Origin of the sequence: Mycobacterium pseudokansasii (assembly GCF_900566075.1) — a bacterium.
Classification (GTDB): Bacteria; Actinomycetota; Actinomycetes; order Mycobacteriales; family Mycobacteriaceae; genus Mycobacterium; species Mycobacterium pseudokansasii.
Window position 1 is genome coordinate 4796658 of sequence record NZ_UPHU01000001.1, and the last position, 25628, is coordinate 4822285.

General features: G+C 66.0%; 22 protein-coding genes, 2 pseudogenes and 3 riboswitches. Of the genes and pseudogenes, 15 read left to right on the top strand and 9 right to left on the bottom strand.

Annotation, left to right across the window (positions count from 1 at the left end; all coding sequences use genetic code 11):
* Positions 1-2 precede the first annotated feature (2 nt).
* A riboswitch (Fluoride riboswitch) is annotated at positions 3-76 on the bottom strand.
* A 796-nt stretch (positions 77-872) separates the two neighbouring features.
* The 10 genes from EET10_RS31085 (at position 873) to metE (ending at position 12602) form a co-directional block, all read left to right on the top strand.
* On the top strand, positions 873-1295 hold the full coding sequence (locus tag EET10_RS31085) for a hypothetical protein (RefSeq protein ID WP_246013667.1): 423 nt from the start codon (positions 873-875) through the stop codon (positions 1293-1295).
* Between the two features lie 70 nt (positions 1296-1365).
* Complete coding sequence (locus EET10_RS21480; protein ID WP_036404014.1) at positions 1366-2586, top strand: tyrosine-type recombinase/integrase; 1221 nt, start codon at positions 1366-1368, stop codon at positions 2584-2586.
* Positions 2583-3512, top strand: coding sequence for a tyrosine-type recombinase/integrase (locus EET10_RS21485; protein WP_036404012.1), 930 nt, complete (start codon positions 2583-2585; stop codon positions 3510-3512). The genes EET10_RS21480 and EET10_RS21485 overlap by 4 nt, the downstream gene beginning before the upstream one ends.
* Positions 3509-4498, top strand: a complete 990-nt coding sequence (locus EET10_RS21490) for a tyrosine-type recombinase/integrase (RefSeq protein ID WP_122502308.1) — start codon at positions 3509-3511, stop codon at positions 4496-4498. Before EET10_RS21485 ends, EET10_RS21490 begins: the two co-directional genes overlap by 4 nt.
* Before the next feature lie 252 nt (positions 4499-4750).
* Entirely contained in the window at positions 4751-5149 is a 399-nt protein-coding gene (locus EET10_RS21495; protein WP_246013668.1) for a transposase, read from the top strand.
* A gap of 106 nt (positions 5150-5255) precedes the next feature.
* A riboswitch (Fluoride riboswitch) is annotated at positions 5256-5336 on the top strand.
* Positions 5337-5347: 11 nt separating this feature from the next.
* Positions 5348-5920 (top strand): histidine phosphatase family protein, encoded by a 573-nt coding sequence (locus EET10_RS21500; RefSeq protein ID WP_036401648.1) that lies wholly within the window; start codon positions 5348-5350, stop codon positions 5918-5920.
* Complete coding sequence (locus EET10_RS21505) at positions 5917-7149, top strand: MFS transporter (RefSeq protein ID WP_063466692.1); 1233 nt, start codon at positions 5917-5919, stop codon at positions 7147-7149. Before EET10_RS21500 ends, EET10_RS21505 begins: the two co-directional genes overlap by 4 nt.
* Positions 7150-7658: 509 nt before the next feature.
* Positions 7659-8963 carry a TetR/AcrR family transcriptional regulator gene (locus tag EET10_RS21510; protein WP_036401650.1) on the top strand — a complete coding sequence of 435 codons (1305 nt, stop codon included), beginning with the start codon at positions 7659-7661 and terminating at the stop codon, positions 8961-8963.
* A 106-nt stretch (positions 8964-9069) separates the two neighbouring features.
* Complete coding sequence (locus EET10_RS21515) at positions 9070-9912, top strand: SDR family oxidoreductase (RefSeq protein ID WP_122502481.1); 843 nt, start codon at positions 9070-9072, stop codon at positions 9910-9912.
* A gap of 73 nt (positions 9913-9985) precedes the next feature.
* Positions 9986-10197: riboswitch (cobalamin riboswitch) on the top strand.
* Between the two features lie 125 nt (positions 10198-10322).
* Positions 10323-12602, top strand: coding sequence for a 5-methyltetrahydropteroyltriglutamate--homocysteine S-methyltransferase (gene metE / locus EET10_RS21520; protein ID WP_083135139.1), 2280 nt, complete (start codon positions 10323-10325; stop codon positions 12600-12602).
* A gap of 336 nt (positions 12603-12938) precedes the next feature.
* On the opposite strand, the gene EET10_RS21525 is transcribed toward metE, so the two are convergent.
* Positions 12939-14675: a DUF3556 domain-containing protein gene (locus tag EET10_RS21525; protein ID WP_063466689.1), complete on the bottom strand. Its 1737-nt coding sequence runs from the start codon at positions 14673-14675 to the stop codon at positions 12939-12941.
* A 116-nt stretch (positions 14676-14791) separates the two neighbouring features.
* Here EET10_RS21525 and EET10_RS21530 point away from each other — a divergent pair, with 116 nt between their 5' ends.
* From EET10_RS21530 to EET10_RS21540, 3 genes are all read left to right on the top strand, one after another.
* Positions 14792-15010 carry a hypothetical protein gene (locus EET10_RS21530; protein WP_036401653.1) on the top strand — a complete coding sequence of 73 codons (219 nt, stop codon included), beginning with the start codon at positions 14792-14794 and terminating at the stop codon, positions 15008-15010.
* 726 nt (positions 15011-15736) lie between these two features.
* Positions 15737-17062 (top strand): PPE family protein, SVP subgroup, encoded by a 1326-nt coding sequence (locus EET10_RS21535; RefSeq protein WP_122502482.1) that lies wholly within the window; start codon positions 15737-15739, stop codon positions 17060-17062.
* A 124-nt stretch (positions 17063-17186) separates the two neighbouring features.
* Positions 17187-18533: a flavin monoamine oxidase family protein gene (locus tag EET10_RS21540; protein ID WP_051490449.1), complete on the top strand. Its 1347-nt coding sequence runs from the start codon at positions 17187-17189 to the stop codon at positions 18531-18533.
* A 177-nt stretch (positions 18534-18710) separates the two neighbouring features.
* Here the strand turns inward: EET10_RS21540 and EET10_RS21545 are convergent, their stop codons facing one another.
* The 7 genes and pseudogenes from EET10_RS21545 to EET10_RS31770 all read right to left on the bottom strand — a co-directional run.
* Positions 18711-19190 carry a hypothetical protein gene (locus tag EET10_RS21545; protein ID WP_081260406.1) on the bottom strand — a complete coding sequence of 160 codons (480 nt, stop codon included), beginning with the start codon at positions 19188-19190 and terminating at the stop codon, positions 18711-18713.
* Positions 19191-19202: 12 nt separating this feature from the next.
* Positions 19203-19706, bottom strand: coding sequence for a hypothetical protein (locus EET10_RS21550; protein ID WP_122502483.1), 504 nt, complete (start codon positions 19704-19706; stop codon positions 19203-19205).
* An 83-nt stretch (positions 19707-19789) separates the two neighbouring features.
* A pseudogene (locus tag EET10_RS21555) lies at positions 19790-20017 on the bottom strand (integrase core domain-containing protein); the annotation flags it as partial.
* A 48-nt stretch (positions 20018-20065) separates the two neighbouring features.
* A complete protein-coding gene (locus EET10_RS21560; protein WP_122502839.1) occupies positions 20066-21601 on the bottom strand; it encodes a radical SAM protein in 1536 nt (511 codons plus the stop codon).
* A 5-nt stretch (positions 21602-21606) separates the two neighbouring features.
* Positions 21607-22002 (bottom strand): hypothetical protein, encoded by a 396-nt coding sequence (locus tag EET10_RS31090; RefSeq protein WP_063466687.1) that lies wholly within the window; start codon positions 22000-22002, stop codon positions 21607-21609.
* The gene (locus tag EET10_RS31765; protein WP_281280065.1) at positions 21999-22295 is read right to left on the bottom strand and encodes a prolipoprotein diacylglyceryl transferase family protein; all 297 of its coding nucleotides are present in this window, start codon (positions 22293-22295) and stop codon (positions 21999-22001) included. The genes EET10_RS31090 and EET10_RS31765 overlap by 4 nt, the downstream gene beginning before the upstream one ends.
* 101 nt (positions 22296-22396) lie before the next feature.
* Positions 22397-22783, bottom strand: a pseudogene (locus EET10_RS31770) (prolipoprotein diacylglyceryl transferase family protein); the annotation flags it as partial.
* An 83-nt stretch (positions 22784-22866) separates the two neighbouring features.
* Between EET10_RS31770 and EET10_RS29730 the strand changes: the two are divergent.
* Entirely contained in the window at positions 22867-23070 is a 204-nt protein-coding gene (locus tag EET10_RS29730) for a hypothetical protein (protein WP_036401657.1), read from the top strand.
* Between the two features lie 40 nt (positions 23071-23110).
* On the opposite strand, the gene EET10_RS21580 is transcribed toward EET10_RS29730, so the two are convergent.
* Positions 23111-23620, bottom strand: a complete 510-nt coding sequence (locus tag EET10_RS21580; protein WP_036401660.1) for a DoxX family protein — start codon at positions 23618-23620, stop codon at positions 23111-23113.
* A gap of 220 nt (positions 23621-23840) precedes the next feature.
* On the opposite strand from EET10_RS21580, the gene EET10_RS21585 reads away from it, so the two are divergent.
* A complete protein-coding gene (locus EET10_RS21585) occupies positions 23841-25400 on the top strand; it encodes a pyruvate, phosphate dikinase (protein WP_122502484.1) in 1560 nt (519 codons plus the stop codon).
* The last annotated feature ends 228 nt before the right edge of the window (positions 25401-25628 follow it).

Below are 25628 nucleotides of genomic sequence, written 5' to 3' on the forward strand. Positions count from 1 at the left end.
CTTCGTTCGCAGGGGCCATCAGCCTTGTGGCGGTTCGGAAGTCGTCTTCCGGGCGGGCACCATCGCCAGTCAGTCGGTCAGTGTCAGTTAATCAACAGTTCTTTTGCCGGTCAAGCGGTCCCGCACCGGGCACACGCCATTGCCATGGCATCAGATCGAAACCACTTTGCGGCCAACGCAATGCGTTGTGATGCCGGCTTCGGTGGTGACCGATTCCTCACGGCGCCGTCTCCTGGGTTGGTGCCGAACAGTCCCGCGCGCCACGAATGACATTGGCGTACGGCAGCGCTCGGCGCTGGTTACTACCCAGGGACCGTTGGCAATCACCAGCTCCGCCGGCTCTTGCGATAAGCGAGCCCCTCCGCTCGTTTGCCGCCACACTACCGGCGAAACGCCGGTTCGGTCAATGTCACGGCTTGACTCACGAAAACTGCCCGCGAAACACCCTCGGTGCCTCACTTAAGAATGCCCGCGAAACGGTGACCGTCGTGAGGCATGGAGAGTGGGTTGTCGATGTCGTCTCGTGCCGAGATCACCACCAGGTACGCCAGGGGCTATGTGAAGGTCTGGAAGGCCGACAGGGGCCGGATTCTGGATCAGGTGGGGGAGGTCAACGACTGGTCGCGTGACAATGCTCGACGTCGGTTGACGGCCGCCGCCGTGCCGCCGGGAGCGGGTAGGCAAGTTGCCAAACAGCCTCGCCGGCAGCGCAAGTCGAAGTATTCCTACGACGCATTGAAGGTGCTGCAGAAGGTGTGGGCGGCCTCGGGTGGGCAGTGCGGCCGGTACTTGGCCGCTTCGATGGCCCTGCAGCTTGATGCATTGGAGCGCCACGGCGAACTGGTGTGTGGCCAGGACCGCTACCGCCTGAGGTGCGCACCCAGTTGTTGGCGATCAGCAGCACAACGATCGACCGCTACCTGCGTGCGGCCAGGGTCCGCGACCAGATCAAGGGCAAATCGACCACCAAGACCTCCCCGCTGTTGCGGTCTTCGATCAAGATCCGCAAAGCAACCGACGAGGCCGAGGCATCTCCGGGGTTCTTCGAAGGTGACACGGTCGCGCACTGCGGACCAACCCTCAAAGGTGAGTTCGCCCGCACCCTCAATCTCACCGATGCCCATATCGGCTGGGTTTTCACCCGCACGGTGCCCAACAACGCCCACACCCACATCCTCGGCGCGCTCAAGACAGCTATGCATGAAATACCTTACGAGGTAACCGGTTTGGACTTCGATTATGCCGACCTCACGATTATGCCGACGTTTCTGGGTAGCTGCTGGTCAGCGACGTGAGAAGGGTTGAACTGTCGGCATAATCAGGACTGATATCTCCTTCGACGGGTTTCTGACGAAGGAGGATGTGATGGGCAAGCCGGTCAGCAAGGTCACCGACGTTCGGTTCGAGGGTCCGCTCGCGCCGTTCGCGGATGGCTTTCGGGATAAGTTGCGGCAGTTGGGATATACGCAGTTGTCGGCGGTGCACCAGCTGCGGCTGTTGGCGCACTTGAGTCGCTGGCTGGACGAGCACGGCTGGTCGGGCCGGGATCTGACCGAAGGATGTGTCGTCGAGTACCTGGCCTCACGCCGCGCGACTGGTTATACGCTTCACCGCGGCCGGCGTGCGATGGTGCCGCTGCTCGACTTCCTTGTCGCGCAACATGTCACGCCGATCGCGCCGCCGCCACGTCCGCCGTCGAATGGGGTCGAGGCTCTGCTGGGCGGGTTCGAGCGTTACCTCGCGTCGGAGCGGGTGTTGTCGCGGTCCACGATCACGGCGTACATCGCTCGCGGTCGGCGGTTCCTGGTCGACTACACCATCGACGGCAAGGTGAGTGCGCTAAGGGCGGCGGATGTGACCCACGCGATCACCGCCGAGGCCGGGCGGGTGTCGGTGGGTGGGGTGCAGTACTACGTGGCCGCGGTAAGAGCGCTGCTGCGGTATTGCCATCTGCAGGGCCTCGTCGATGCGGACCTCTCGGCGGCGGCGTTGGCCGCGACCGGTCGCCGGATGTCACTGCTGCCCCGAGGAATCGGCGACCACGACGCGCCAGCGCTGCTGCACGCGTGCGATCGGCGCCGCCCGATCGGCCGCCGCGACTACGCGGTGCTGGTGGTGCTGTTGCGGCTGGGACTACGCGCCGGTGAGGTCGCCCGGTTGCGGCTCGACGACATCGATTGGCGGGCAGGTGTACTGGTCGTCCACGGCAAGGGCGGCCGAATGGATCGGATGCCGCTACCGTCCGACGTCGGCGCCGCGGTTACCGGCTATCTGCAACGCGGACGACCATCCACCGACCTGCGGGAGGTGTTCGTCACCGCCATCGCCCCGATTCATCCGCTCACCCGTGAAGCCGTCGGCGGCATCGTGCGCCGCGCGTGCGTGCGCGCTGGTGTGAGTCCGGTTGGGCCGCATCGGCTTCGGCACACGGCCGCGGTGCGGATGGTGCGGGCCGGGGTTCCGCTGCCGCACATCGGTCAGGCGCTGCGCCATCAGGGCCTGACCACCACCGCGGTCTACAGCCGCGTCGACATCGCCGCGCTGCGGATGCTGGCGCGGCCCTGGCCGATCGGAGACCCACGATGACCGCCGAGCTGCGCGCCCATCTCGACGACTACTTGCGGCTGCGGCGAGGGCTGGGATTCGCGCTGGCCGGCGACGGCCAGGTGTTGGCCCAATTCCTCGACTTCCTGCGCCAGCGGGCGTCGACATCGATCACGACCGAGGCTGCGATCGCGTTCGCGCGACTGCCGCGCAATGTCGACCCGGTCAACTGGTCGCACCGACTCGGCGCGATCCGCGGATTCGCCCGCTACCTGGCCACGATCGACCCGGCAACCGAAATCCCACCCACCAAGGTATTCCCCGGACAGGGCAAGCGGCCCACACCCTACATCTACACCGATGCAGAAATACAACGGATCCTGCACGCCGCCAACGACCTTCGCCCCGAGATGCGTGCCGCGACCCTACACACCCTACTGGGGCTGCTTGCAGTGACCGGCCTGCGGATCGGGGAAACACTGCCGCTGCGCCGTACCGACGTGGACCTGCGGGCGGGCGTGCTCACCGTCGCTGGCCGCAAGGCCGGCCACCCCCGCCTCATACCGCTGCACCCCAGCGCCGTCGAACAGCTGCGCCGCTACGCCCGCCGCCGCGACCGCCGGATACCGCCGCCGCGACGATCGGAGACGTTCTTTGTGGCCACCACCGGCGCCGCGCTGCGATATTCGTCGGTGCATGAGGCGTTCATCGAGATCACCACGACGATCGGACTACGCACCGCCACGGTCCGGCCCCGCGCACATGATCTTCGGCATGCCTTCACCGTGAGTTGCCTGCTGGACTGGTACCGATCCGGCGTCGACGTCGCGGCAATGATGCCGGTGCTGTCCACCTACCTCGGACACGTCAACCCGGCCAGCACCTACTGGTATTTGACGGCCACGCCCGAGTTGATGGGCCTTGCCGCGCAACGGCTGCAGGCGAGCAGACCCGGAGGCCGGCGATGACCGCGCTCGCCCCGATCCTGCAGGCCTACTTCACCGACCGGCTCATCGGGCAACTCCAGGCCAGCCCGAACACCATCGCCGGCTACCGCGACACGTTCCGGCTGCTGCTCGGCTATACCGCAACCCGCACCGCCAAACCGCCCAGCCAGCTCGACCTCGCCGATCTGGACGCGCCCTCGGTCGCCGGGTTCCTCGACCACCTCGAACACGATCGTGGCAACAGCGTGCGCACCCGCAACACCCGGTTGGCGGCCATCCACTCACTGTTCGGCTACGCCGCACTGCGCCATCCCGAACACGCCGCCTCGATCCAACGCGTGCTGGCGGTCCCGCCGAAACGCTTCCAACGCAACCTGATCACCTACCTCACCAACGAGGAGGCTGACGCGCTGCTGGCCGCCTGCGACCCCGACACCTGGGCCGGACGACGCGACCACGCGATGCTGGCGCTCACCTTGCAGACCGGGCTGCGGATCTCCGAACTGACCGCGTTGTCAGTCGCCGACCTGCAGCTCGGCCGCGGCGCGCACGTACACTGCATCGGCAAGGGCCGCAAACAGCGAAACACACCACTACTGCCCGACACCGTGGAAGTGCTGCGGGGCTGGCTCGCCGAACGTCGCGGCGCCCCCGACGACCCATTGTTCCCCACCAGCACCGGCAGATCGCTCAGCCGCGATGCGGTCGAGCGCCGAATCACGCTCTACACCAACCGCGCCCGCGGATCGTGTCCGTCGCTGCGCAGCAAGCGGGTCACCGCCCACACCCTGCGGCACTCCGCGGCCATGGCCCTGCTGCTCGCTGGTGTCGACATCACCGTCATCGCCTTGTGGCTTGGTCACGAACAGACTGCCACCGCCGAACTCTACCTGCACGCCGACATGACCCTGAAGGAACGCGCAATCGCCGCCACCGCACCCACGCACACCAAGCCCGGGCGATACCAGCCGCCCGATCCGATCCTCGCGTTCCTCGAAGGCCTCTGATTATGCCGATACCCCGCGACTGAACCCCCTGCACCACAACCGATCCCACTCAATATCGGCATAATCGTGAGGTCGGCATAATCGACGCAATGCCGATATCGGCATTGCTTCGACAACGGCACCGAGTTCCTCAACAAGTCCGTCATCAAATGGGCAGCGGAAATGGAGATCTTCTTCACCCGCTCCCGGCCGTAGAAAAAGAACCACCAGGCCACCATCGAGTCCAAGAACAACCATCTGGCGGGCAAGTACGTGTTCTACTACCGCTACGACACCGACGAGGAACGCGCCGTGCTCAACCGCCTCCGAAAGCTGGTCAACGACCGGCTCAACTACCTGACCCCCACCATCAAACCCAGCGGTTACGGCTGCGGCCGTGGCGGTCAGCGCCGCCGCCTCGACGACGACCCCATGACGCCACTGGACCGGCTGCCGGCCGCCGGCATCCTCTCACCGGCCCACGAATCAAAGCCGCTTGCCTACCGCGACAGCCTCAACCCTGCCGCAATCGCACGCCAAATCGCCGACCTCCAGGCCGTCTTGCTCAAACTCGCCAAAGACAAGACCGAACAGCTCTACCTCGCCGCTGTCCCCACCGCCCTGCCCGAGGTCAGGCCCGCCATCCCCATCCACAACAAGACCGCCAGCTGACCCACTTCGCGGGCATTCCTTACGTGATGCATAGATCAGGTTTCGCGGGCATCTTGACGTGACTGCATCCCGTGGATGCCAAGCGTTATCGCACCCTCGCTAGGCTGGGTGTCGCGGCGATGGATGTCCGCCGGGATCATGTTGACTATCCGAACCGCCCACACGGGATGATGACTCCTACCGAATGGAAGGAGAATCATGCCCACCAGCGGTGTCGACCGGGTCTACTTGACCCGGCATGGACGCACAGCCCTCAATGCCGATGGGCGATTGCGCGGCCTATCCGATCCGCCGCTCGACGACGTCGGTAAGGTGGAGGCCAAACAGCTCGGCGAAGCACTCGCCGCATTCAGGCCGAGGGTAGTTATCAGCAGCCCACTACAGCGGGCGGTGTCCACCGCGCAAGCGATCGGCGAAGCGGCCCACATCGGGGTGGAGATCGATCACCGGCTCAATGATCGTGACTATGGGCCGTGGACCGGCCAGCCGCGTACCCAAGTCGAAGAACGATTCGGCAGTGTCGACGCCGCGCCTGGCGTCGAGCCCGCCGACGCAGTAGCCGCCCGCGCGCTGGCCGCGTTCACCGAGTTGACGCGCGAATACCACGAGGGCCCGCTGGTCTTGGTGTCTCATGACGCGTTCAACACCGCGCTCCTTCGAATGCTGAATCCCGCCCTGGAGGGGATCGAGCAGCGCACGGCCTGCTACAACCAAATCACCCGCGACGCAGCCGGTTGGCGCGTCGACTATTACGACCACAAGCCCCGATGACTCGCGCCAGGGCCGACGAGCGTTGGCTAACGCCTGGCGTCGGGGCCGTTGGGGCAGCAAGTTTCTTCTCCGATTCCGGGCACGAAATCACGACCGCGCTGTTACCGACCTTCCTGACCAGCACGCTACATGGCTCCGCAGCAGCCCTGGGCGTGATCGACGGCTTCAGCGACGCGTTGGTCGGAGTGATGCAGCTGGTGGGCGGGCCGCTGGCCAACGATCCGAGCAAGCGAACCCGCACCGCGTCCGGTGGCTACCTCGGCACCGCAGTTGCGACGGGTTCCGTCGGGCTGGCGGCCACGGTGTGGCAAGCAGGGGTGTTGCGCGCGCTGGCCTGGGTGTCGAGAGGGTTGCGCTCGCCCTCGCGCGATGCTCTCCTGGCCTCGATCACCCCGACCGCGGCCCACGGGCGAGCGTTCGGCCTGGAGCGGGCAGGCGACAACCTGGGCGCGGTCGCCGGGCCCCTGCTTGCGGCTGGTCTCGTCGCGTGGGTGGGCGTGCGCCCAGCCCTGCTGCTGGCCGCGATTCCGGGTCTATTCGCCGCCATCGCAATTTTTTTGGCCGCGTCGGAGTGCCGTCGCCGCACCCGCCCAACCGGTGAAGTCGCGCGACGACGGCTCGATTTGGCGGCAGTGCGCAACGCCGGAATGCTTCGGGCGCTGGCGCCGGTGGCGCTCTTTGAGTTCGGCAACGTCGCTACTACGTTGCTCATCCTTCGCGCCACGCAGCTGCTCACCACGCCACACCGACCAATCACCGCCGCAACGTCGCTGGCAATCCTGATCTACGCCAGCCACAACGTGATCGCAACGCTCGCCTCGTTGGTTGCCGGCCGATGGTATGACCGCGCCGGACCGCGCGTCGTCTTCGCCGCCGGAGCCGCAGTGTACGTGGTTGGGTATGGGGTCTTCGCGGCCGGCGGAAACAGTGTGTGGCTTCTTCTGGTGGCGTTCGGCGCCGCCGGTGCCGGCATCGGGCTGGCCGAACCCACCGAATCCGCTGTGGTGGCTCAGTTGCTGCCAGACCGACTGCGCGGCACTGGGTTTGGCCTCTTGGGTGTGGTAAAAGCTAGCGGTGACGTCGTCGCCACGGTGGTCGCCGGGGTTCTGTACACCGTGGTCTCCCCGGTGGCCGCATTCGGATACGCCGCCGCGTGGATGTTGGTTGCTGTTCTAGCCTCTGGCATGCTACGCCCGCCCGCCAACCAATTCGGTTCTGAACCAACCTGATTACAGCCACTCCACTGCGCGTCGGTATCTGCTCGGTTCTCAACTGCCATCACCACCAGCTAGAAGCCGCTTCGCCAAATGGGCCTGTGTGTTGCCCCGCGCAGAGCGGCGGCACAGCTGAACAACGTGGCCGCGGCGCCTACCAACTGAGACTCGCCCTAATCAATATTAATCTTTAGCAATAGTTCTCTACACCTACTATATTTAGTATGGCCAGTGACGGTAGGGCGGTGGCCCGCAAAGGTCTTCCCGTCCGGCGATCAAACCTCCTGTAAGTTTCCTGTCAGCTTTCGCCGATATCCGGGCACTCTGCTGTCCATGGCGATCCAGCCGTGTCGACACGACAGCCACGGCGGGCGCGACCGTTTTAGAATCGGCCTGCCACGCACTTCAGGCAGGCCGTTGACCGACCAGCAGTCTGGTAGCCTTTAACAAAGATTTGGTTCTGCAGGAGGACGAGTGCGCATTGTTGCCAGGCCGCAATCCTCCGTAGTTGCGCACCAGTAGCGATGTCGAAAGCCAGCGCGTTGGCAAAAGGCCGGCAACTCCCCAACCGCGCCGTTGCCGACGACTCCGGGACACGCCGGGCCGAGATCCTGCAGACCGCGGCGTCGTTGATCGCGTCGTCGGGATTGCGCACATCGCTGCAGGAAATCGCCGATGCGGCAGGCATTCTGCCGGGCAGCCTCTACCACCATTTCGAGTCCAAAGAAGCGATCCTGATCGAACTGATCCGCCGCTATCAATCCGATCTGAATCGCGTCGGCCTAACCGCACAGCAGCAGTTGGATGAGCCGGACTCCCGGCCGGTGGTCGAGAAGATCACCGAGTTGGGATCGGCGATCGCCAACTGTGCCGTTGCCCATCGGGCAGCCCTGCAGATGTCGTTCTACGAGGGACCGAGTGCGGATCCCGAACTGATGAAGCTCACCCAGCAGCGGCCCGCGGCGCTGCACGAGGCGATGTTGCAGACGCTGCGCGCCGCCAGGTGGAGCGGCTACATCAAACCGGAAATGGATCTTCCGACGTTGGCCGACCGCATCTGCCAGACCATGCTGCAGGTGGGACTCGACGTCATCCGTCACCACGCCTCAGCCGACCAGGTCGCCCGGCTGATGTGCCGAATCATTTTGCACGGCTTGGCAACCCGGGTTCCAGGAGATCCGGAGCTGGACGGATCGAGCGCGTTGGCGGCGGCCAACGACGCCATCGCGACCTGGACCGACGACAAGGACGCCGACCCCGGCGACAAGGCGGCCCGTGTCCGTGCGGCAGCCCGAACCGAGTTCGGGCGCAGGGGATATGAAGTCACGACCATCAGGGACATCGCTTCTGCGGCCGGTATGGGCACTGGCACGGTCTATCGGGTGATCGGATCCAAGGACGAACTCCTGGCGTCGATCATGCGCTCCTTCGGCCAGAAGGTCGAGGCCGGCTGGGTCAGCGTGCTGCGCTCGGATGCCACGCCGATCGAAAAGCTGGACGCGCTGAGCTGGATCAATATCAATGCGCTGGATCAGTTTTCCGATGAATTCCGGATACAGCTCGCCTGGATGCGGCAATCGCCGCCCAATACCCCCAACCCGGGGTGGCTGTATGCCACCCGGCTGCGTCAGCTGAAATCGCTACTCTCCGAAGGGTTCCGCTCAGACGAGATACGGATCGAGACCCCGTCCCTGGCGATGCTGGCGAGATCGGTCATCGCCCTGCAGTGGATACCGGAGAACATCCTTCGCGCCGTCGGCCCGCGTGCCGCGCTGATTCATGCTCGTGACACGGTGTTACGCGGCGCCGCGGTACGCGGCGAGCCGTGACGCGAGTTGCGTCCGCGGTATTGAAAGTATTGAACCAAAAATATGTTCTCCCTAGAGTGGGGCAGGTAAACGGCGAGTACGTAGGGCCCGCGGGGAAGGGATCTCCATGACTGTTCTGGATCGGCTGCGCTACGACGGCAAGCGGGCGTTGGTGGTCGGCGGCGCGACGGGCATGGGCGCCGCGGCGGCCCAGGCGGCAACCGAACTCGGGGCCGACGCCATCGTCATGGACTACGCGCCGGTGAACTTTGACGTCGCCCAGTCACTGCAGGTCGACCTGCGAGATCCCGCATCCATCGACTCGGCGATCGGGCAACTCGGTGGACCGGTCCACGCGGTGTTCTCCGCAGCGGGGGTCGCCGAAGGCCCGGAGCTGATGAAGATCAACTTCATCGGCCATCGCCATCTGATCCAGCGGCTGCTGGACAACGACCAGCTGCCGTCCGGCTCGGCGATCTGTTTCATCTCCTCGGTCGCCGGCATGGGCTGGGAAAACGACCTGCCGCGGCTGCAGGAGTTCCTGGCCACGCCCGACTACGCGGCGGCCCAGGACTGGGTTGCCGCGCACGAGGCCGAGGGCATCATCCACTACGGCTTCAGCAAGAAGGCCATCAACGCCTATGTGGCGACGCAGGCCTATCCCCTGCTGAAGAAGGGAATACGGATCAACGCCATCTGCCCCGGGCCCACCGACACCCCGTTGGCCCAGGCCAACGCGGATCTGTGGCTCAGCTACGCGCAGGACTACCGCGACGAAACCGGCTCCAAGGTGCACACCCCGGAGCAGATGGGTGACGTCATGGTGTTCCTCAACAGCGCGGCCGCCTTCGGGATCAGCGGCATCACGTTGCTGGTGGACTACGGACACACCATGGCGTCGCTCACCGGCGCCTACCCGCCGGGCAAACCGATCCTCGACCTGATCATGGGCCGCGTCCCGATGCCCTAGTGCTGCAGCCCTGGCAGCTGATCCATCGGGCCGGCCCGCAGCGTAACCTGGACCACGCAGCTGGTCTGCCGTCGTCGCATCCCGCGGCGCCGGCACCGAGCGAGACATGTTAGCGATGCCTTGCGAGAGGGAATCCGGTGAGAATCCGGAACTGTCCCGCAGCGGTATGCAGGAACGACCGCCGTCAACAGCACTGGTCGCACGACTGGGAAGCGACGGCCACTAGGAGCACCACACAGGTGCGCGCCTGCGAGTCCGAAGACCTGCCAGCCGTGCCGGACGCGCCGCGTCCGGCGGGTCATCGCCTCGTGGAGTGGGCGTTTGGCGGTACCGGTTACGGTGTTGCGCCGCAACCGGCTTCGGCTGAGCGTCCGCGGGCGGTGACCACACCGTCGAGTAAAGGACACGTCGTGACCGCACGTAATTTTCAGAAGTTCACCGCAACCATCACCGGGTCCCCCCGCATCGGCCCGCGCCGTGAGCTCAAGCGAGCGACCGAGGGCTACTGGGCCGGACGCACCAGCCGATCCGAGTTGGAGTCCATAGCCGCCACCTTGCGCCGCGACACCTGGACCGGCCTGGCCGCCGCCGGCCTGGACTCGGTGCCGATCAACACCTTCTCCTACTACGACCAGATGCTGGACACCGCGGTGCTGCTCGGTGCGCTGCCGGCCCGGGTGAGCACTATCCCCGACGAGCTGGACCGCTACTTCGCCGCCGCGCGCGGCAACGCCGACGTCGCACCGTTGGAGATGACCAAGTGGTTCGACACCAACTACCACTACCTGGTGCCCGAGATCGGGCCGTCGAGCACGTTCACGCTGAACCCCGACAAGGTGCTCGGCGAGCTGAAAGAGGCGCACCAGCTCGGGCTTCCGGCACGTCCGGTGATCATCGGGCCGGTCACCTTCCTGTTGCTGAGCAAGGCCGTCGACGGTGCCGCCCCGCCGATCGAACGGCTCCAGGAGCTGGTTCCGATCTACGCCGAACTGCTGTCGCTGCTGGCCGGCGAGGGTGCCCAGTGGGTACAACTCGACGAACCCGCGCTGGTGACCGATATCTGTCCCGACGCGCCGGCGCTGGCCGAGCGGATGTACACGGCGCTGGGGTCGCTGAGCGACCGGCCGGCCATCCACGTCGCCACCTATTTCGGCGATCCCGGCGCCGCGCTGCCGGCGCTGGCCCGCACTCCGGTGGAAGCCATCGGTGTCGACCTGGTGGCCGGTGCGCGCACCGCTGTCGCCGGGGTGCCCGAGCTGGCCGGCAAGACGCTGGTGGCCGGCATCGTCGACGGGCGCAACGTCTGGCGCACCGACCTGGAAGCGGCGCTGAGCCGGCTGGCGACCCTGCTGGGTTCGGCGGCCACGGTTGCGGTCTCGACGTCGTGCTCCACCATGCACGTGCCGTATTCGCTGGAGCCGGAAACCGAGTTGGACGACAACTTGCGCAGCTGGCTGGCGTTCGGCGCGGAGAAGGTGCGCGAGGTCGTCGTGCTCGCGCGAGCCCTGCGCGACGGGCGTGACGCGGTCGCCCAGGAGATCGCGGCGTCCAATGCGGCGGTGGCGTCTCGGAAGCGGGACCCGCGCCTGCACAACGGACAGGTCCGGGCCCGCATCGACTCGATCGTCGCCTCCGGTGCCCGCAGGGGCGAGGCGACCCTCCGTCGGGTCAGCCAGGACGCGCGTCTGCACCTGCCGGTGCTGCCGACCACCACGATCGGCTCCTACCCGCAGACCTCGGCGATTCGCAAGGCGCGCGCAGCTTTTCGATCCGGTGAGATCGACGAGGCCGAGTATGTCCGCCGGATGAAGGCCGAGATCGCCGACGTCATCACCTTGCAGGAGCAACTCGGGCTGGATGTGCTGGTGCACGGTGAGCCGGAGCGCAACGACATGGTGCAGTACTTCGCCGAGCAGCTGGAGGGGTTCTTCGCCACCCAGAACGGCTGGGTGCAGTCCTACGGCAGCCGCTGCGTGCGCCCGCCGATCCTCTACGGCGACGTGGCCCGGTCGTGCCCGATGACAGTCGACTGGATCACCTACGCGCAGTCGCTGACCGACAAGCCGGTCAAGGGGATGCTGACCGGGCCGGTGACGATCCTGGCGTGGTCGTTCGTGCGCGACGACCAGCCGCTGGCCGACACCGCCAACCAGGTGGCGCTGGCCATCCGCGATGAGACCGTGGATCTGCAGGCCGCCGGGATCGCAGTCATCCAGGTCGACGAGCCGGCGTTGCGAGAGCTGCTGCCGCTGCGCCGTATCGAGCAGGACGAGTACTTGCGTTGGGCCGTAGCCGCTTTCCGGTTGGCAACGTCAGGTGTAGCCGACTCGACTCAGATCCACACCCATTTGTGCTACTCCGAATTCGGTGAAATCATCGGCGCCATAGCGGCTCTGGATGCGGATGTGACGTCGATCGAGGCGGCGCGCTCGCACATGGAGGTGCTGGACGACCTGAATGCGGCCGGCTTCGCCAACAGCGTGGGCCCGGGCGTCTACGACATTCACTCGCCGCGGGTGCCGAGCACCCGCGAGATGGCCGAGTCGCTGCGTGCGGCGCTGAAAGCTGTTCCGGCGCAGCGGCTCTGGGTCAATCCCGATTGTGGCCTGAAGACCCGGAACTCCGATGAGGTGGCCGCATCGCTGCGCAACATGGTGGCCGCGGCCCGAGAGGTCCGCGCGGACATGTAGTTCGGGCTCACGAACGTAACGCCACGGCGAAATTTGGCGGGCCAGATCTCGCCGGGCGTTACGCCCGGCTTACGCCCGGCGACGACGCACGCCGCGAAGCGGCCACCACACCTCGCTCGGCCGAGTGTGTCATGGGGGCTTTGACTGTGAGTCCAGGGTGTGCCCGAGCGCCCTTCGGCCGCCGTACACTCACGCTGAAAGCCCTCGATACGCACTCGACGCCGACGCGGACGCCGACGCCGACGCAAGGCGCGACACTCGACGCCGACGCGAGACGCGGACGCCGACGCAAGGCGCGACACTCGACGCCGACGCAAGGCGCGACGCAACGGCCGTTCACACCCGTCGAAACTCGTCGGACAGCAGGTGAACCGGGACGTCGTCGGCCCAGGGCTGCCGGGTCACCATGTCGGCCACCCGCACGTAGCCGTGTTCGAACTCGCCGGTCGCTGCATCCACCAGCCGGTAGGCCTGGGTCTGCTTGTGGATGGGTTGCGCGTCGAGCAGGACGATCCGTACCTCGCCCGGCTCGAAGTGGCAGCGCTGCTGCATCGCGGCGATGAGTTGCTCGTTGTGCATGTGGCCGTCGCCGAAATTCCACCCGATCGCGGTGCTGCAGATCCGCTCGCCGTCGGTGATGACGTAGTCGTCTTCGTTCTGCCCGGCCATGGCCCGGTGCGCCAGGGTGAACAGCGCCCGGCCGTGAGTGTTCATGGCGCGGAACGCATATCCGAGATACATCGGGATTTGCGCCTTGTCCTTGCCGTAGAAGCGCTCCAGCTGCGCAGCCGGCATGCTGGCGATCGCGACGATGCCCTTGCCGATCTTCTCGCTTGCCGACGGCTTGATGCACCACAGCGTGGTATCCCAGTTGCCGGCGTAGTAGCGCATGCCGGGCAGAAACGAGATCTTGCGCGGGAACAGGTTGCCCAAGACGACGGTGCCGGCCACCACGGCGAACAGAATCGCCACCGGCACAGGGTTTTTCACATCGGTCAGGCCGAGACGGGCATGGCCTACGAACAGCGACAGCACGCCGAAGATCATGAAGACGTTCCACTCCAGCGGCACCCCCATCGGGATCGCCGTCAGGATGCCCAGGTGGAAGCACACCATCACGAACGCCGCCACCGCGGTCGGCCAGCCGCCGTGCGCGAAGAACAGCGCCACCGGCACGGCCATTTCGATAAGGGTGCTGACGTGGGCGATGATCCGGGACAACCGTCCGGGCCGCAGGTCGTCGGGGAACTTCTCGAAGAACATCCGCTTGATGAACCGCGGCCGGATCAGCGGGTTGTTGGACATCATGGTGGAGATCACGAACGGGAAGTGCTTGTTGAGCTTCGACGTCGCCGCCCCCATCCAGATCACCAGAAACACCAGTTTGGCGCCGACGATCAGGTCGGCGCCGCTGAACAGGAACGTGACGGTCAGCGAACCGTAGACCTCACCGCGGGCGGCCAGAAAAATCACCTTGTCGCGCAATCCGGCGAGAGCCAGGATCGCCAGGATCGTCCAGATCTGCCATACCGGTAACAACCCGACCTTGGTGCCCAACTCCGGGACGGGACCGGTGCCGTCGGAGAACAACGCCCACAGCGTCATCACCAACAGCGCCGCGTACAGCAGCACGTCCACCGGAGCCCGCGCGGTGCCCCTGGTCAGCGGGACCCTACCCGGCCACGGAGGCAGCCGAATGGTGCTGGGCCGCAACCAGTACAGGATCGACCCCAGCGGCGGGAAAAACCGGTTGTTCAATGGTCCGAAGCCGCAACCTAATCCGATCACCTCGAACAGCATCGTGTAGAGCACGACCTTCTCGAAGACTATCGGCTCCGCGTACCACGACCTGACGTGGGTAAACCCGTCGATCCCTGTCGTGCTGAGCACCACCAGCCAGGCACCCACGATGTAGAGGCCGATCTTGACGACGTAGAACAGGTGCAGCGCCAACGGTGTGCCGAAACCCACCTCGGCCCAATGCCGCGCCATCGGGCGGATCTTCTCGCTGCGGGTGCCCTTGCTCCACTCGGGGATGTCGACCTGAGGCAGTTCGGGTTTGAGGAATCCCATGGTGTCACAGATTAGAACGTGTTCTAGCCGCGTGGGTTCATCTTGGCGGCCAATTCTTTACCGGCCGCGGCGGGCGCGGATAGCGTGGAGTTCTGCCGTGCTGAGGAGGTTTCCAGATGAGCAGATGGCGGTTTGTCGCATTGACCATGGTGACGGTGTTCTCGCCGATCGCGGTCGCCGGGGCCGGCATCGCTGCGGCCCAAGCGCCGTCTCCGGGTGATTCCTGTACGGTGCTGCACGCGACCACCCAGGACGCCAACGGCCGGACGATGTGGTGCAACCCGACCATGACCGGCGATCACAGCCTGGTGTGGCAATACGGCGGACCGGGTTAGCGCACCCGGCCCCCGATCCGGGTGGCCAGACTTCGCGACTACCTACCGGCGTGCGGGTCCTTGGCCTATGTCAAATCTCCGCGGAATGGCAACCGTGAACTGGCCGGCGCGTCCGATGTACGGCGATTCAGCTACGGTCCGTCGTGGCTGCGAGATGTGAAAATCCCGAGGCGGGCTTGGTCGATACCCGCGGGTGAGTGACAGATGCCGCGGGGAAGGGTGACGAGTTCAGGAATGCGTGCGTAAGACACCCACGACAGCCACTTGCCCAACCGCTGCCGACCAACCGACAACGTGGCGTTGGTCACCTAGCGGGTTGAAGAACCGGCCCCGAGTTCCCCTGCCGCAGCCTTCGCCGTCCACACCCTGCGAACCGAGCCGCGACCGACGACACCGTAAAACCGCGGTGCCGCTCTGGGTAGGCAATCTCGTCGATACCGATCCCGGGCGATGACCAATTGCGCAGTCCCACAAGTACTCACGGACCGGAGCGGCGCTGCACCGACAAGCGGGTGAGCTGAGCCCTCGGCGTGCGACCGCCCGAATCGCGGTGGTGTCGTGGATTGCCGCGGATGGGGGCGACAAGACCTGTGGGCCCGAGGCGACGTGACGACTTTCGACGAGTTGGGTTCCAGTTCGGTTCGCGGGACGGGGGCTGCGCCCCTAATATGCCGTCACCGCCGCTGGCACCGTCCCGGCCGCGCCGCACCGATCGGAGAAACGACGTTGGATTTCGCGGTACTCCCTCCCGAGATCAACTCTGCCCGGATGTACGCCGGTCCCGGCTCGGGACCGATGCTGGCAGCCGCAACGGCCTGGGACGGGCTGGCCGCCGAGCTGCACTCGGTGGCGAGCTCGTATGAATCGGTGATCGGGGGGTTGGCCTGCGGCCCCTGGGTTGGCCCGTCATCGGTGTCGATGGCTGCCGCCGCCGCCGGGTTTGTGACGTGGACGAGAGCCACCGCCGCGGGAGCCGAGCAGGCGGCGGGCCAGGCCGCCGCCGCGGCCGCCGCGTACGAGACGGCGTTTGCGCAAACGGTGCCGCCGCCCGTGGTCGCGGCCAACCGCATGCTGCTGACGGCGCTGATCGCGACCAACCTTTTTGGGCAGAACACCCCGGCCATAGAGGTCGCCGAGGCACAGTATGCCGACATGTGGGTCCAGGATGCCGCGGCGATGTACGGCTACGCGGGTTCGTCGGCGTCGGCGACCAGGTTGACCCCGTTCACCCCGCCACCGCCCAGCACCGAGCCCGGCGGATTATCGGTCCAAGCCGCCGCGGTGGCCCGGGCTACCGGGGCCTCAACAGGCAACGCCCGGCACAACGCGTCGAGCACCAGCCGATCGTTGTCCGCGGTGCCCAATACGCTGACAAGCCTCGCGAGCCCGGCGGCGGCCATTCCCTCACTGACACCGCTAGAGTGGCTGGACTTGCTGGCGGACCTTAGTGGCCTGTTAGTCGACCCGGAAATAGGGGCCGCGGGACTTGGTTTCGACTCAATCGTCGGGATTACCGGACTTCCCTACGACATTGTCGGCTATCAGATTGGTATCCACACGGATGACATCGTCAGTGGTTGGGCCGGAATCGAGTCGTTTCCCGGGACCGCGCCAGTGCCGTCGGCACCCATCACGGATCTGGGCGGGTCGGCGGTTTCGGCCGGTCTGGGCGAAGCGAACTCGATCGCCGTGCTGACGGTGCCGCCGACGTGGACAGCGGCCGCACCCGAGATCCGCTCGCTGGCAGTCGCATTGCCGGCCACCAGTCTCGGGGCTGCGGCAGAAGTCTCCGCCGGTGGCGCCGGAAGCCTGTTCAGCCAAATGGCCTTGGCCGGCATGGCCGGGCGAGCGATGGCCTGTGGCGGCAATGGGAGCAGGCGTGAGCGGGTCGGCGCCGTCAAGCGAGATCCGATATCACCGGCGGCCACCTCGGCAACCGGGCCAATCACGAGTATCGCGGCGGAGCTGCGTGAGCTTGCGTCCCTGCGCGATTCGGGAATCCTCACCGAGGACGAATTCACCGAGCAGAAACAACGGCTACTGCCGCATTGATCCGAACCGGACGTTTCCAGAGCGCTTGTTGTTCGAGTCGTTGCATCCGCCCGAATTCGGCCGCCGAGAAGCCGCAATCGGTGTAGTTTTGCTGGCCAGCGGCACATCGACCGAGGAGCGAATCGTGGCGGATGTCGACGTCTGCGTGGTGGGCGCGGGGTTCGCGGGTTTGACGGCGGCGCTGCGGTTGAATCGAGCCGGTCGTTCGGTGGCGTTGCTGGAAGCCCGTGACCGGGCCGGCGGTCGTACCTACACCGTGACCCGCGACAACGGGGTATGGATCGATCGCGGCGGGGCATGGATCGGACCTGGCCAGGACCGCATCTACGCCCTGATGGCGGAATTCGGCGTGCCCGAATACAAGCAGTACAACGACGGCGAGGCCATGATGATCGTCGGCGGCAAAAAGCATCGCTACGGCGGCACCATCCCGTGGACGATGAGCCCATGGGCGGTCACCAACCTTGGGCTTGGTTTGGCCGCGGTAGAGAAGATGTGCAAGTCGATCCCACGCGAAGCCCCATGGGAGGCAAAGCGAGCCGACGAATGGGACCGCATCAGCTTGGGGCAATGGCTCGACAAGAACACCTTGTCCAAGCCCGCCCGCGACATGCTGGACATGGCTTTGGCCGGGCCCTACACCTCCGCGGCATCGGAGACGTCGTTGCTGTGGGTGCTGCTGCAGATGGCCTCCGGGGGTGGTCCCACCTTCGTCATTTCGGGTAAGGGCGGCGCGCAGGACGCCCGCCCGGTTGGCGGGATGGGTGCAATCTACGGCCCGATGGTCGCCGAACTTGGTGGTGCGGTGCACTTTTCACAGCCGGTCCGGCTCATCGCCCAAGACGGTGACGGCGTGACCGTCCGCTCGGACGATCTAACGGTGCGCGCACGGCGAGCAATCGTGGCGATCCCGCTGGCAATCGCCAACACGATCGACTACGAGCCGGTGCTTCCGGTGGACCGGGCGCTCCTGCATCATCGGATGCCAAGCGGCGCGGTCTACAAGATCTCGATCGTCTACGACGAGCCGTTCTGGCGTGCCGACGGTTTGTCCGGCCAGTCCGCCGCGCCCGGCTCCCCGGCCACGTTGACCATCGACGCCTGCACGGACACCGCGGTGCCGGGGATCATGTGCGTCATCACCGAGGGACCTGCCGCGCGCCGGCTGGCGCGGCTCGACGAGGCCGAGCGCAAGGCGGTGGTCATCGGCGAACTCGCCGACCGGTTCGGCGCCAAGGCACGTGCGCCGCGCGAATTCCATGAGCAGGACTGGATTTTGGAACGCTATTCCGGCGGCGGGATGATCAGTCACGCGCCGACCGGTGTGCTGACCCAATTCGGCTACACCCTGCGTCCGCCGTGCGGCCGCATCCACTGGGCCGGAACCGAGAGCTCGGCCACCATGTGCGGATGGGTTGACGGCGCAATCCGCTCCGGGGAGCGCGCCGCGTCGGAAGTGCTGGCAGCCTAAATCACCTTCGCCGCAACATAATTCGATCCGGAGCAAGCAGTCCGACCTGCCTTCTCGGTGGGCGTGCGCGGGGCTTGCCGGTCAGGCCCGGCGGCCGACACATCACGCACGATCGCCTGATGCTCGGCCTCCAACCACACCGCCTGCACCCCGAATCAACTGTTCCCTCAGGCACTGTCACATGGTGGGCGGAACGGGTACGGGTGCACCTATTGCCTCGGCATGCTGTTCGGGCAGGAACGTCAGCAGCGCCGGGGCGATACCTCCAAAGGCCGTGCCACTGAGCGGAAGTGTCCCCGTCTCCCCGAAGACGGTCAGTGTGAGGGAAGCGGTTTCGGCGGGTGTGAGAATACCGCCGAGGGGGATATTGGTCGTCGTGTCCAGCCCCAGGACCGACAGTGCCAGCGGCAGTGTCGCGTGTCCGTTGAGGAAGCCGTTCGCGACGACGGCCGGAGCATCGATGAGAGCGGTGACGGCCCCGAGCACGTCTCCGGTTTGCATCGCACCGATAACCGCGTTGGCGCTGGATCCGAACGCGTTCGCAGTGGTGACCGCCGGGCCTATCGCGTCAAGAGCCAGCACCAACGGCAATCCGGCGTGGAGGGCACCAGTGCCGAGATCCAGCGTCTGTGTGGTGCTGGTCGCCGCCTGGATCACATTGGTGAGGTTCTACGAGATCTGAGCCGGAATGGAGCCCGCCGGTAGCAGGTTGGTGAAGTTCTGCGCCATCTGTCCGGGGATGGCGAGGGTTGGTATCAGATCTCCCAAGGTGCCTGTCGGGGTGATGGTGATAATCCCGGTATCCAGGTCGACGGTGGGCTCGAAGCCCGTCAGGAAGAGGTTGCGCAGGCCGGTCGAGATGTCGCCCACCGCACCGTTGACGTTGCCGGTCGCGAGGTCCTGGAGGGCGGCTTGGAAGGTATCGTGCAGGCCGGCCACCCCGATGCCGAAGTCCTGAGCGGCGCTGTGCAGGGCGGTGTTGATCGTCTGGGCGTAGCCCATCTGTTGGTTGATGATCGTCTGCAACGCCGCCGCCGGATCACCGGACAGCAGATTCTGGATGGCCGCCGGCACGGTGGCCAGGTCGGCGGGGAAGTTCTGGATGGCGCTTTGCATCGCGGTGGCGAGCGTCTGTTGGTAGCCCGTCTGGTTGCTGAGGAACTGATGCAGCAACGGCTGCGGGTTCGCGGCGAGGGCACTTTGCAGGCTTTGCAGATTAGCGCCATGAATGGCCCTGGTTCTTCCGGAGGCTCGGGCTATTGGATTTCGACGAGGTGTTGGTCGCTCCGTTGGGCATCGTAGAACGTGGCTTCGAACTCTGCCGGCGGTAGGTCGTTGAGGTAGCTGTGCAGCCGCACGGTGTTGTGCCAGTACACCCACCCGAGGGTGGCCAGTTCGACGTCCTCGACGGTCCTCCACGGGCCGGTTCGTGCGGGGCCGTAGATCAGCTCGGACTTGTAGTAGCCGTTCACAGTCTCGGCCAGCCTAGATGCGGCTGCGCACCGACGACGAACTTGCCGCTGCCGGAACTATCAGACCACCGGCAGCAGCCGCTCGGCAGCCACCGATAGCCGCTGCCGGCCCAGCGCCGGCCAGGCCTGCACCGCGCAGAACGGCGCGCACTGATCCTGCGACGAACGCGTGCCGACATGCACGCAGCACTGGACCAGCCGCTCTTCGATCATCGTCGACATATCCATGAACGGTTTCACCGTGATACGGAGCACCCGCTCCCCCAGCAACCGCCGCAGCTGGCGCCGTCGCCCGGGCAGCGCGCTGGAGGCCAAGGTCAGCAGGGTTGCCATACCCAGGTCGCAATTCCGGCAGATCAGACGCCACACGTCGGACATCTGCGGGTGCGACAACGACGACTGTTCCGAGAGCAACGCCAGCAGCGATTCACGCACCGCCAGCCGCAACTCGCGGGGAATATCCCTGTCGGCGATACGGTTTGCGACTAGGCCCAGCTTGGCTTTGAGGTTGTCCTGACCGATCAAGGCCACCAGTGAGCGCCACCGCCCGCCGTCGTCGCGCAGCAGGTACCCCACCGAACAACAATGCGGGTGCGAGCACGGTAGCGCGGTCAGATCCCGCCACGTGACCAGATCGTTGGTCTGTGGCCCCAGCCTCCTGAGCACACCGGTATGCGTGAGCCGATTGTCAGCGTCGATGAATCCCGAACGCCCCGAACCGAACTGGGGTTGAATGCAGACCCCGCCAGCATAGGGTGTTTGTAGGGCAAGCCGAACCACGTCGCCGATCTCGTGGTCGTTGAGGCCCAGCGCGGCCGTCATCACCAAGGTGGTGAAGATCTCCCGTTCGGACAGCCGGCGCAACGCGTCTTGCTTGATCCGACGAAGATCCCCGCCCCGATGGTATCGATGTGCGGCCTGCGAGAGCCCGTCGTATTGCAGGTACACCTCGGCGCGCTCGCGGTGCTCGATGAGCAGGTCGAGCAGTCCGTCGTCCTGGGCTACACGGATACCGTTGGTGTTCAACAATATTCGAGTGATTGGTCGCGCACTCAGTTCAGCCAACAACTCCGGCAATTGCGGATGTAGGCTGGGTTCGCCGCCGCTGAGCATCAGCACATCGAGGCGGCCGTTCTCGCGCTCGAGACGCCGGTCGACGTTGGCGAGCACGTCGCCGATCGCCACGACACGAGGCAGGTCCGGCGATGAATCGGCAAAGCAGGTCGGGCAGCGCAGGTTGCACGTCTCGGCGATGTCCTCCAGCAGGATGCAGGTGTGCTGTGTCTGCATCTGCGAAAGACCACGCAGATACGCCGACGGAATCGGGTCGAAGTTACCCGGCGTATCGGGGACGTGGGCCTTCGTCGGAGCCGTCCATTCTTCAAGATAGGCAAGGATTTCCGGATCTTCGTCGTACAGGGTTCTGACCAGGCCGTGGGAGCGGCAGCCGCGCTCCAGCCAGACCTGCCCGTCGCGCACGGCAAGCCAGCCGCTAAGCCGCACAACATCACTCAACGGACGATCCGGTTCCTCGTCGTGACAGCGCGGGCAGAACGCGTTGACGTAGCGATGAATGCTGTCTCCCCGCAACCCCATGCCGGTCATCCGGCAGATCCGTACAGCGTCGGATTCAAGCCGGTGCAGAAGCCGACCGTGACGATCGACGTGATCGCCCAGCCGATCATCAACCCCATCCCGATTCCCCTCGCCCAAGGATTTCGCAGCACGACCAGTACGCCACCGCCGCCGAAGGCGATCAGCCCCAGGACAATAGCTCCGGTCACCACAGCGGCGTGGGACGAGACGGCTTGAGCAAGGCCCGCGACCACCATGAACCCGACCACCAGATTGATTCCAAGATAAAGGAATACACCTACCACGACCGCCCCGAAGATCTCCCCACCGGACCTGCGGGGCGGCGGAGGCCAGCCGGGGTAGGGCTGGTTCGGGTCGTAGGGATAGCCCGGCGGAGGCCAACCTGGTGGTGGGTTCGTCATGCTGGTAGTGCCTGCCTTTGCAGCAGTGGGTCATAGTGGCCACGCCGGTATCCGTAGCCCAGCCGAACGGCGATGAGAACAACCGAGGGCAGCAAAAACCATTGCGGCCGTGTCAAACCCAGCCACACGGTTTCGTTGGCCCGGACGAACTCGACGAAGAACCGGAATACCGCGTAACCCGCGACGTAGAGGACGAACAGCTCACCCGGTTGGGTGAGCTTATTGCGCATCCACAGCATAACGGCGAACGCGGCCAGCTGAAAACCGATCTTGTAGAGGAACGACGGATGCATCGCGGCGCCGATGAGGCAACCCGGGCATTTCGGCGCGGCGGCAGGGCGTGCACACCCCACGGCAGGCCGGTCGGCCGGCCGGGAGCTTCGGTGAGGTGACAGCCGATGCGACCGACAGCCATTCCCAGTGCAACCGCCGGGGCAAACAGGTCGCCGGTCTTGCCGCGGTAGCCTCCGATCCGCTTGGCGATCAGCACGCCGACGTAGGCTCCCACCAGGCCACCCAGGATGCTGCGCGACCCAAATTCCCAGGCCTGCAACAAGGTCGGGTTGAGCCGGACATCGATATGTTCCGCCCACCCGGACAGGCGCATGCCGATTGCCCCGCCGACCAGAGCTCCGGTCACCGCAACCAGCGATTGGTCATTCACCGCACCGCGGCGGCGGGCTTCGGTGAAGAAAACCACCGTGGCCACCAGCACGCCCAGCCCGACGAACACGCCGTGCACCGGCAGCGTCAGCGGTCCTACCCGCCAGTGCGGAACCACTCCGACAGCCTATATGGATCGGCATCGAACGGGCTCGTTCGCGCTGAGGACCGCGATAGGTTGACCGCGGCACCCGCCTAGCGATGCAACGCCGTCGGCGGGACGGGCTGGATCTGTGGGGCGCCGTAGCGGGCGGCCTGTTCGGCGCCGGTGGGGCCGCCGACAGTGCCGGCGGTACCGGCGGTACCGGCGGTACCGGCGGGTTCGGCGCCAACATCGCCGGGTCCGGCGGAGCCGGCGGCACCGGCGGACAGCTGCTCGGCCAGGACGGCAACAACGGCCGGTGACAACGCAGGCGGACCCGCCCGGTCGCGTGCCGGATATGCGCTACCCGGTTTGCTGGACCGGCGGCCGGTAAAAGATCAGCAACTGCCCGATGGCGCCGGCGAGGCCGAGTCCGAGCGCGATCAGCAGGCCGGGCCACCCGTCGAACCAATTCTTTCCGAAGATCACCCAGTCGAGGCTGAGCTTTCCCGCGCCAAGGGTGGCGACGACGACAGCGCTGACCGCCAGCACCAGGTTGTATTCCCAACCCTCCTTGACGATGAAGAAGCCGTTGGGCCGGTGCACGGTCCATGCCGCGACCAGCATGAGTGAGACGAATCCCGCGGCGGGTATGGGCGTGAGCAGACCCGCGGCCAACCCCAGTCCGGCGGCAGTCTCGGTGCTGGCGGCCACCGTCGCGTGAAACTTCCCGGGCTTCATGCCGATGCTCTCGAACCAGCGTGCGGTGCCCGCTATCCGGCCGCCACCGAAGAACTTGTTCAAGCCGTGCGCGGCCAGTGTCAGGCCCAGCACCAGCCGCAGGATCAGCAACCCGGCGTCATAGGGATTCATACCGTCAAAACTAGATCATCCGGCCCGGCTCCCGGCAGCAGCGGCGAGCCGCCGGTTCCGATGATCGGTGTGGAAACATTGCGGGCGTTCCGACGTTTGCCCGCAACCGCTTCAGGCTTGCCCGACCACGAGGGGGTGCTCAATGGCTCGTATCCCACGAGGCAGTCATCCCCTCGAAGACCCCCTCGAAGACCCCCCGAAGGGCATCTGGAAAGACCTGGTGATCTTGCTGGACGGACAAGCGGATCATTCCCGCGAGGTTCTGGGCAACAAGGGCCACGGCATCGACGTGATGCGACGTCACACGCTGCCGGTACCGCCCGCGTTCTGCATCACCACGCAAGTGGGCGTGCGGTACCTGGCCGGCCCCGAGCCGACCATGGACGCGATTTGGGACGACGTGATGGAGCGGATGCGCTGGCTGGAGGCCGAGACCACGCGCACGTTCGGCCGCGGGCCGCGTCCGTTGCTGGTCAGCGTGCGCTCGGGGGCCACCCGGTCGATGCCCGGGATGATGGACACGATCCTGGATCTGGGCCTCAACGACGCCGTCGAGCAGGCCCTGGCGGCGGCCAGCACCGCTGATTTCGCCGCTGACACGCGCCGGCGGTTCATCCGCATGTATCGGCGAGTGACGGGCCGCGACCCCGCCGAGGATCCATACGAGCAGTTGCGCGCCGGCATCGGAGCCGTCTTCGCTTCCTGGAATTCTCCACGGGCCAAGGCCTACCGCGAGCACTACGGTCGAGACGACCAGGGCGGTACCGCGGTTGTCGTGCAGGCCATGGTGTTCGGCAACCAGAGGGCCGACTCGGGCGCCGGGGTGTTCTCCTCCCGCAACCCCATCACCGGCGCCAACGAACCGTTCGGCGACTGGCTGCCCGGCGGGCAGGGCGACGACGTGGTCTCGGGATTGGTGGACGTCGAGCCGATCGCCGCCCTGCGCGACCAGCTGCCGGTTGTCTATGACGAGCTGATCGCGGCCGCCCGATGTCTGGAGCGACTGACCTCAGACGTCCCGGAAATCGAGTTCACCGTCGAAAACGGCAAGCTCTGGCTGTTGCAGACACGGTCTGCCGAGCGGTCGGCGCAGGCCGCGGTGCGGCTGGCTCTGCAACTGCGACACGAAGGTCTCATCGACGACGCCCAAACACTGCGCCGAATAGCCCCCGCCCACGTGGAAGCCCTGTTGCGGCCGGCTCTGCAGCCCGAAACACGTTTGGCAGCAACGCTTTTGGCCAAGGGTCTGCCTGCCTGTCCGGGTGTGGCCACCGGAATCGCCTACACCGACGTGGATGCGGCGCTCGACGCGGCCGACCGGGGCGAGCCGGTCATCCTGGTGCGCGACCACACCAGGCCCGAAGACGTCCTGGGCATGCTGGCCGCGCAGGGCATTGTCACCGAGGTCGGTGGCGCTGCCAGCCACGCGGCAGTCGTCAGCCGCGAGCTCGGCAGGGTAGCCGTCGTCGGCTGCGGACACGGCGTAGCCGCGACCTTGGCCGGCAAGCAGATCACCGTCGACGGACATGAGGGCGAGGTGCGCGCCGGGACCCTGCCGCTGTCCGCTTGGTCCGAGAACGACACCCCGGAGCTGCGGGAACTCACCGGCATCGCGTTGCGGATCAGCCCGCTGCGGGCACACGCAGCCGGCGACTACCCCAGGCTCGAGGATCATTCCGAGGCCGCCACGCGGGCTGCCATGAGCGCCGGACACACCGATGTGGTTTCGGACGCGCCACTGATCACCATGTTGCATTCGCTGCGAGCATCGACTGCTTGATACCGGAATCCGACAACCCGCTGGCCGAAGTGGTTATGTGCTTGCGGGACAATGGGTCGGCACATGTTCGACGCTTCGTCAAATCTTTACGCGCACCTGGAACTGCGCAGCGCACTTGTCCGCGGCGCCGCCAATGAACTGACCCGGCGTCGACGCACTTACACCGCCCGAAATGCCCCCGAAATTTGTGCCAGCGTCACCGACCTTCGGGCGTGGGCGAGGACGAGA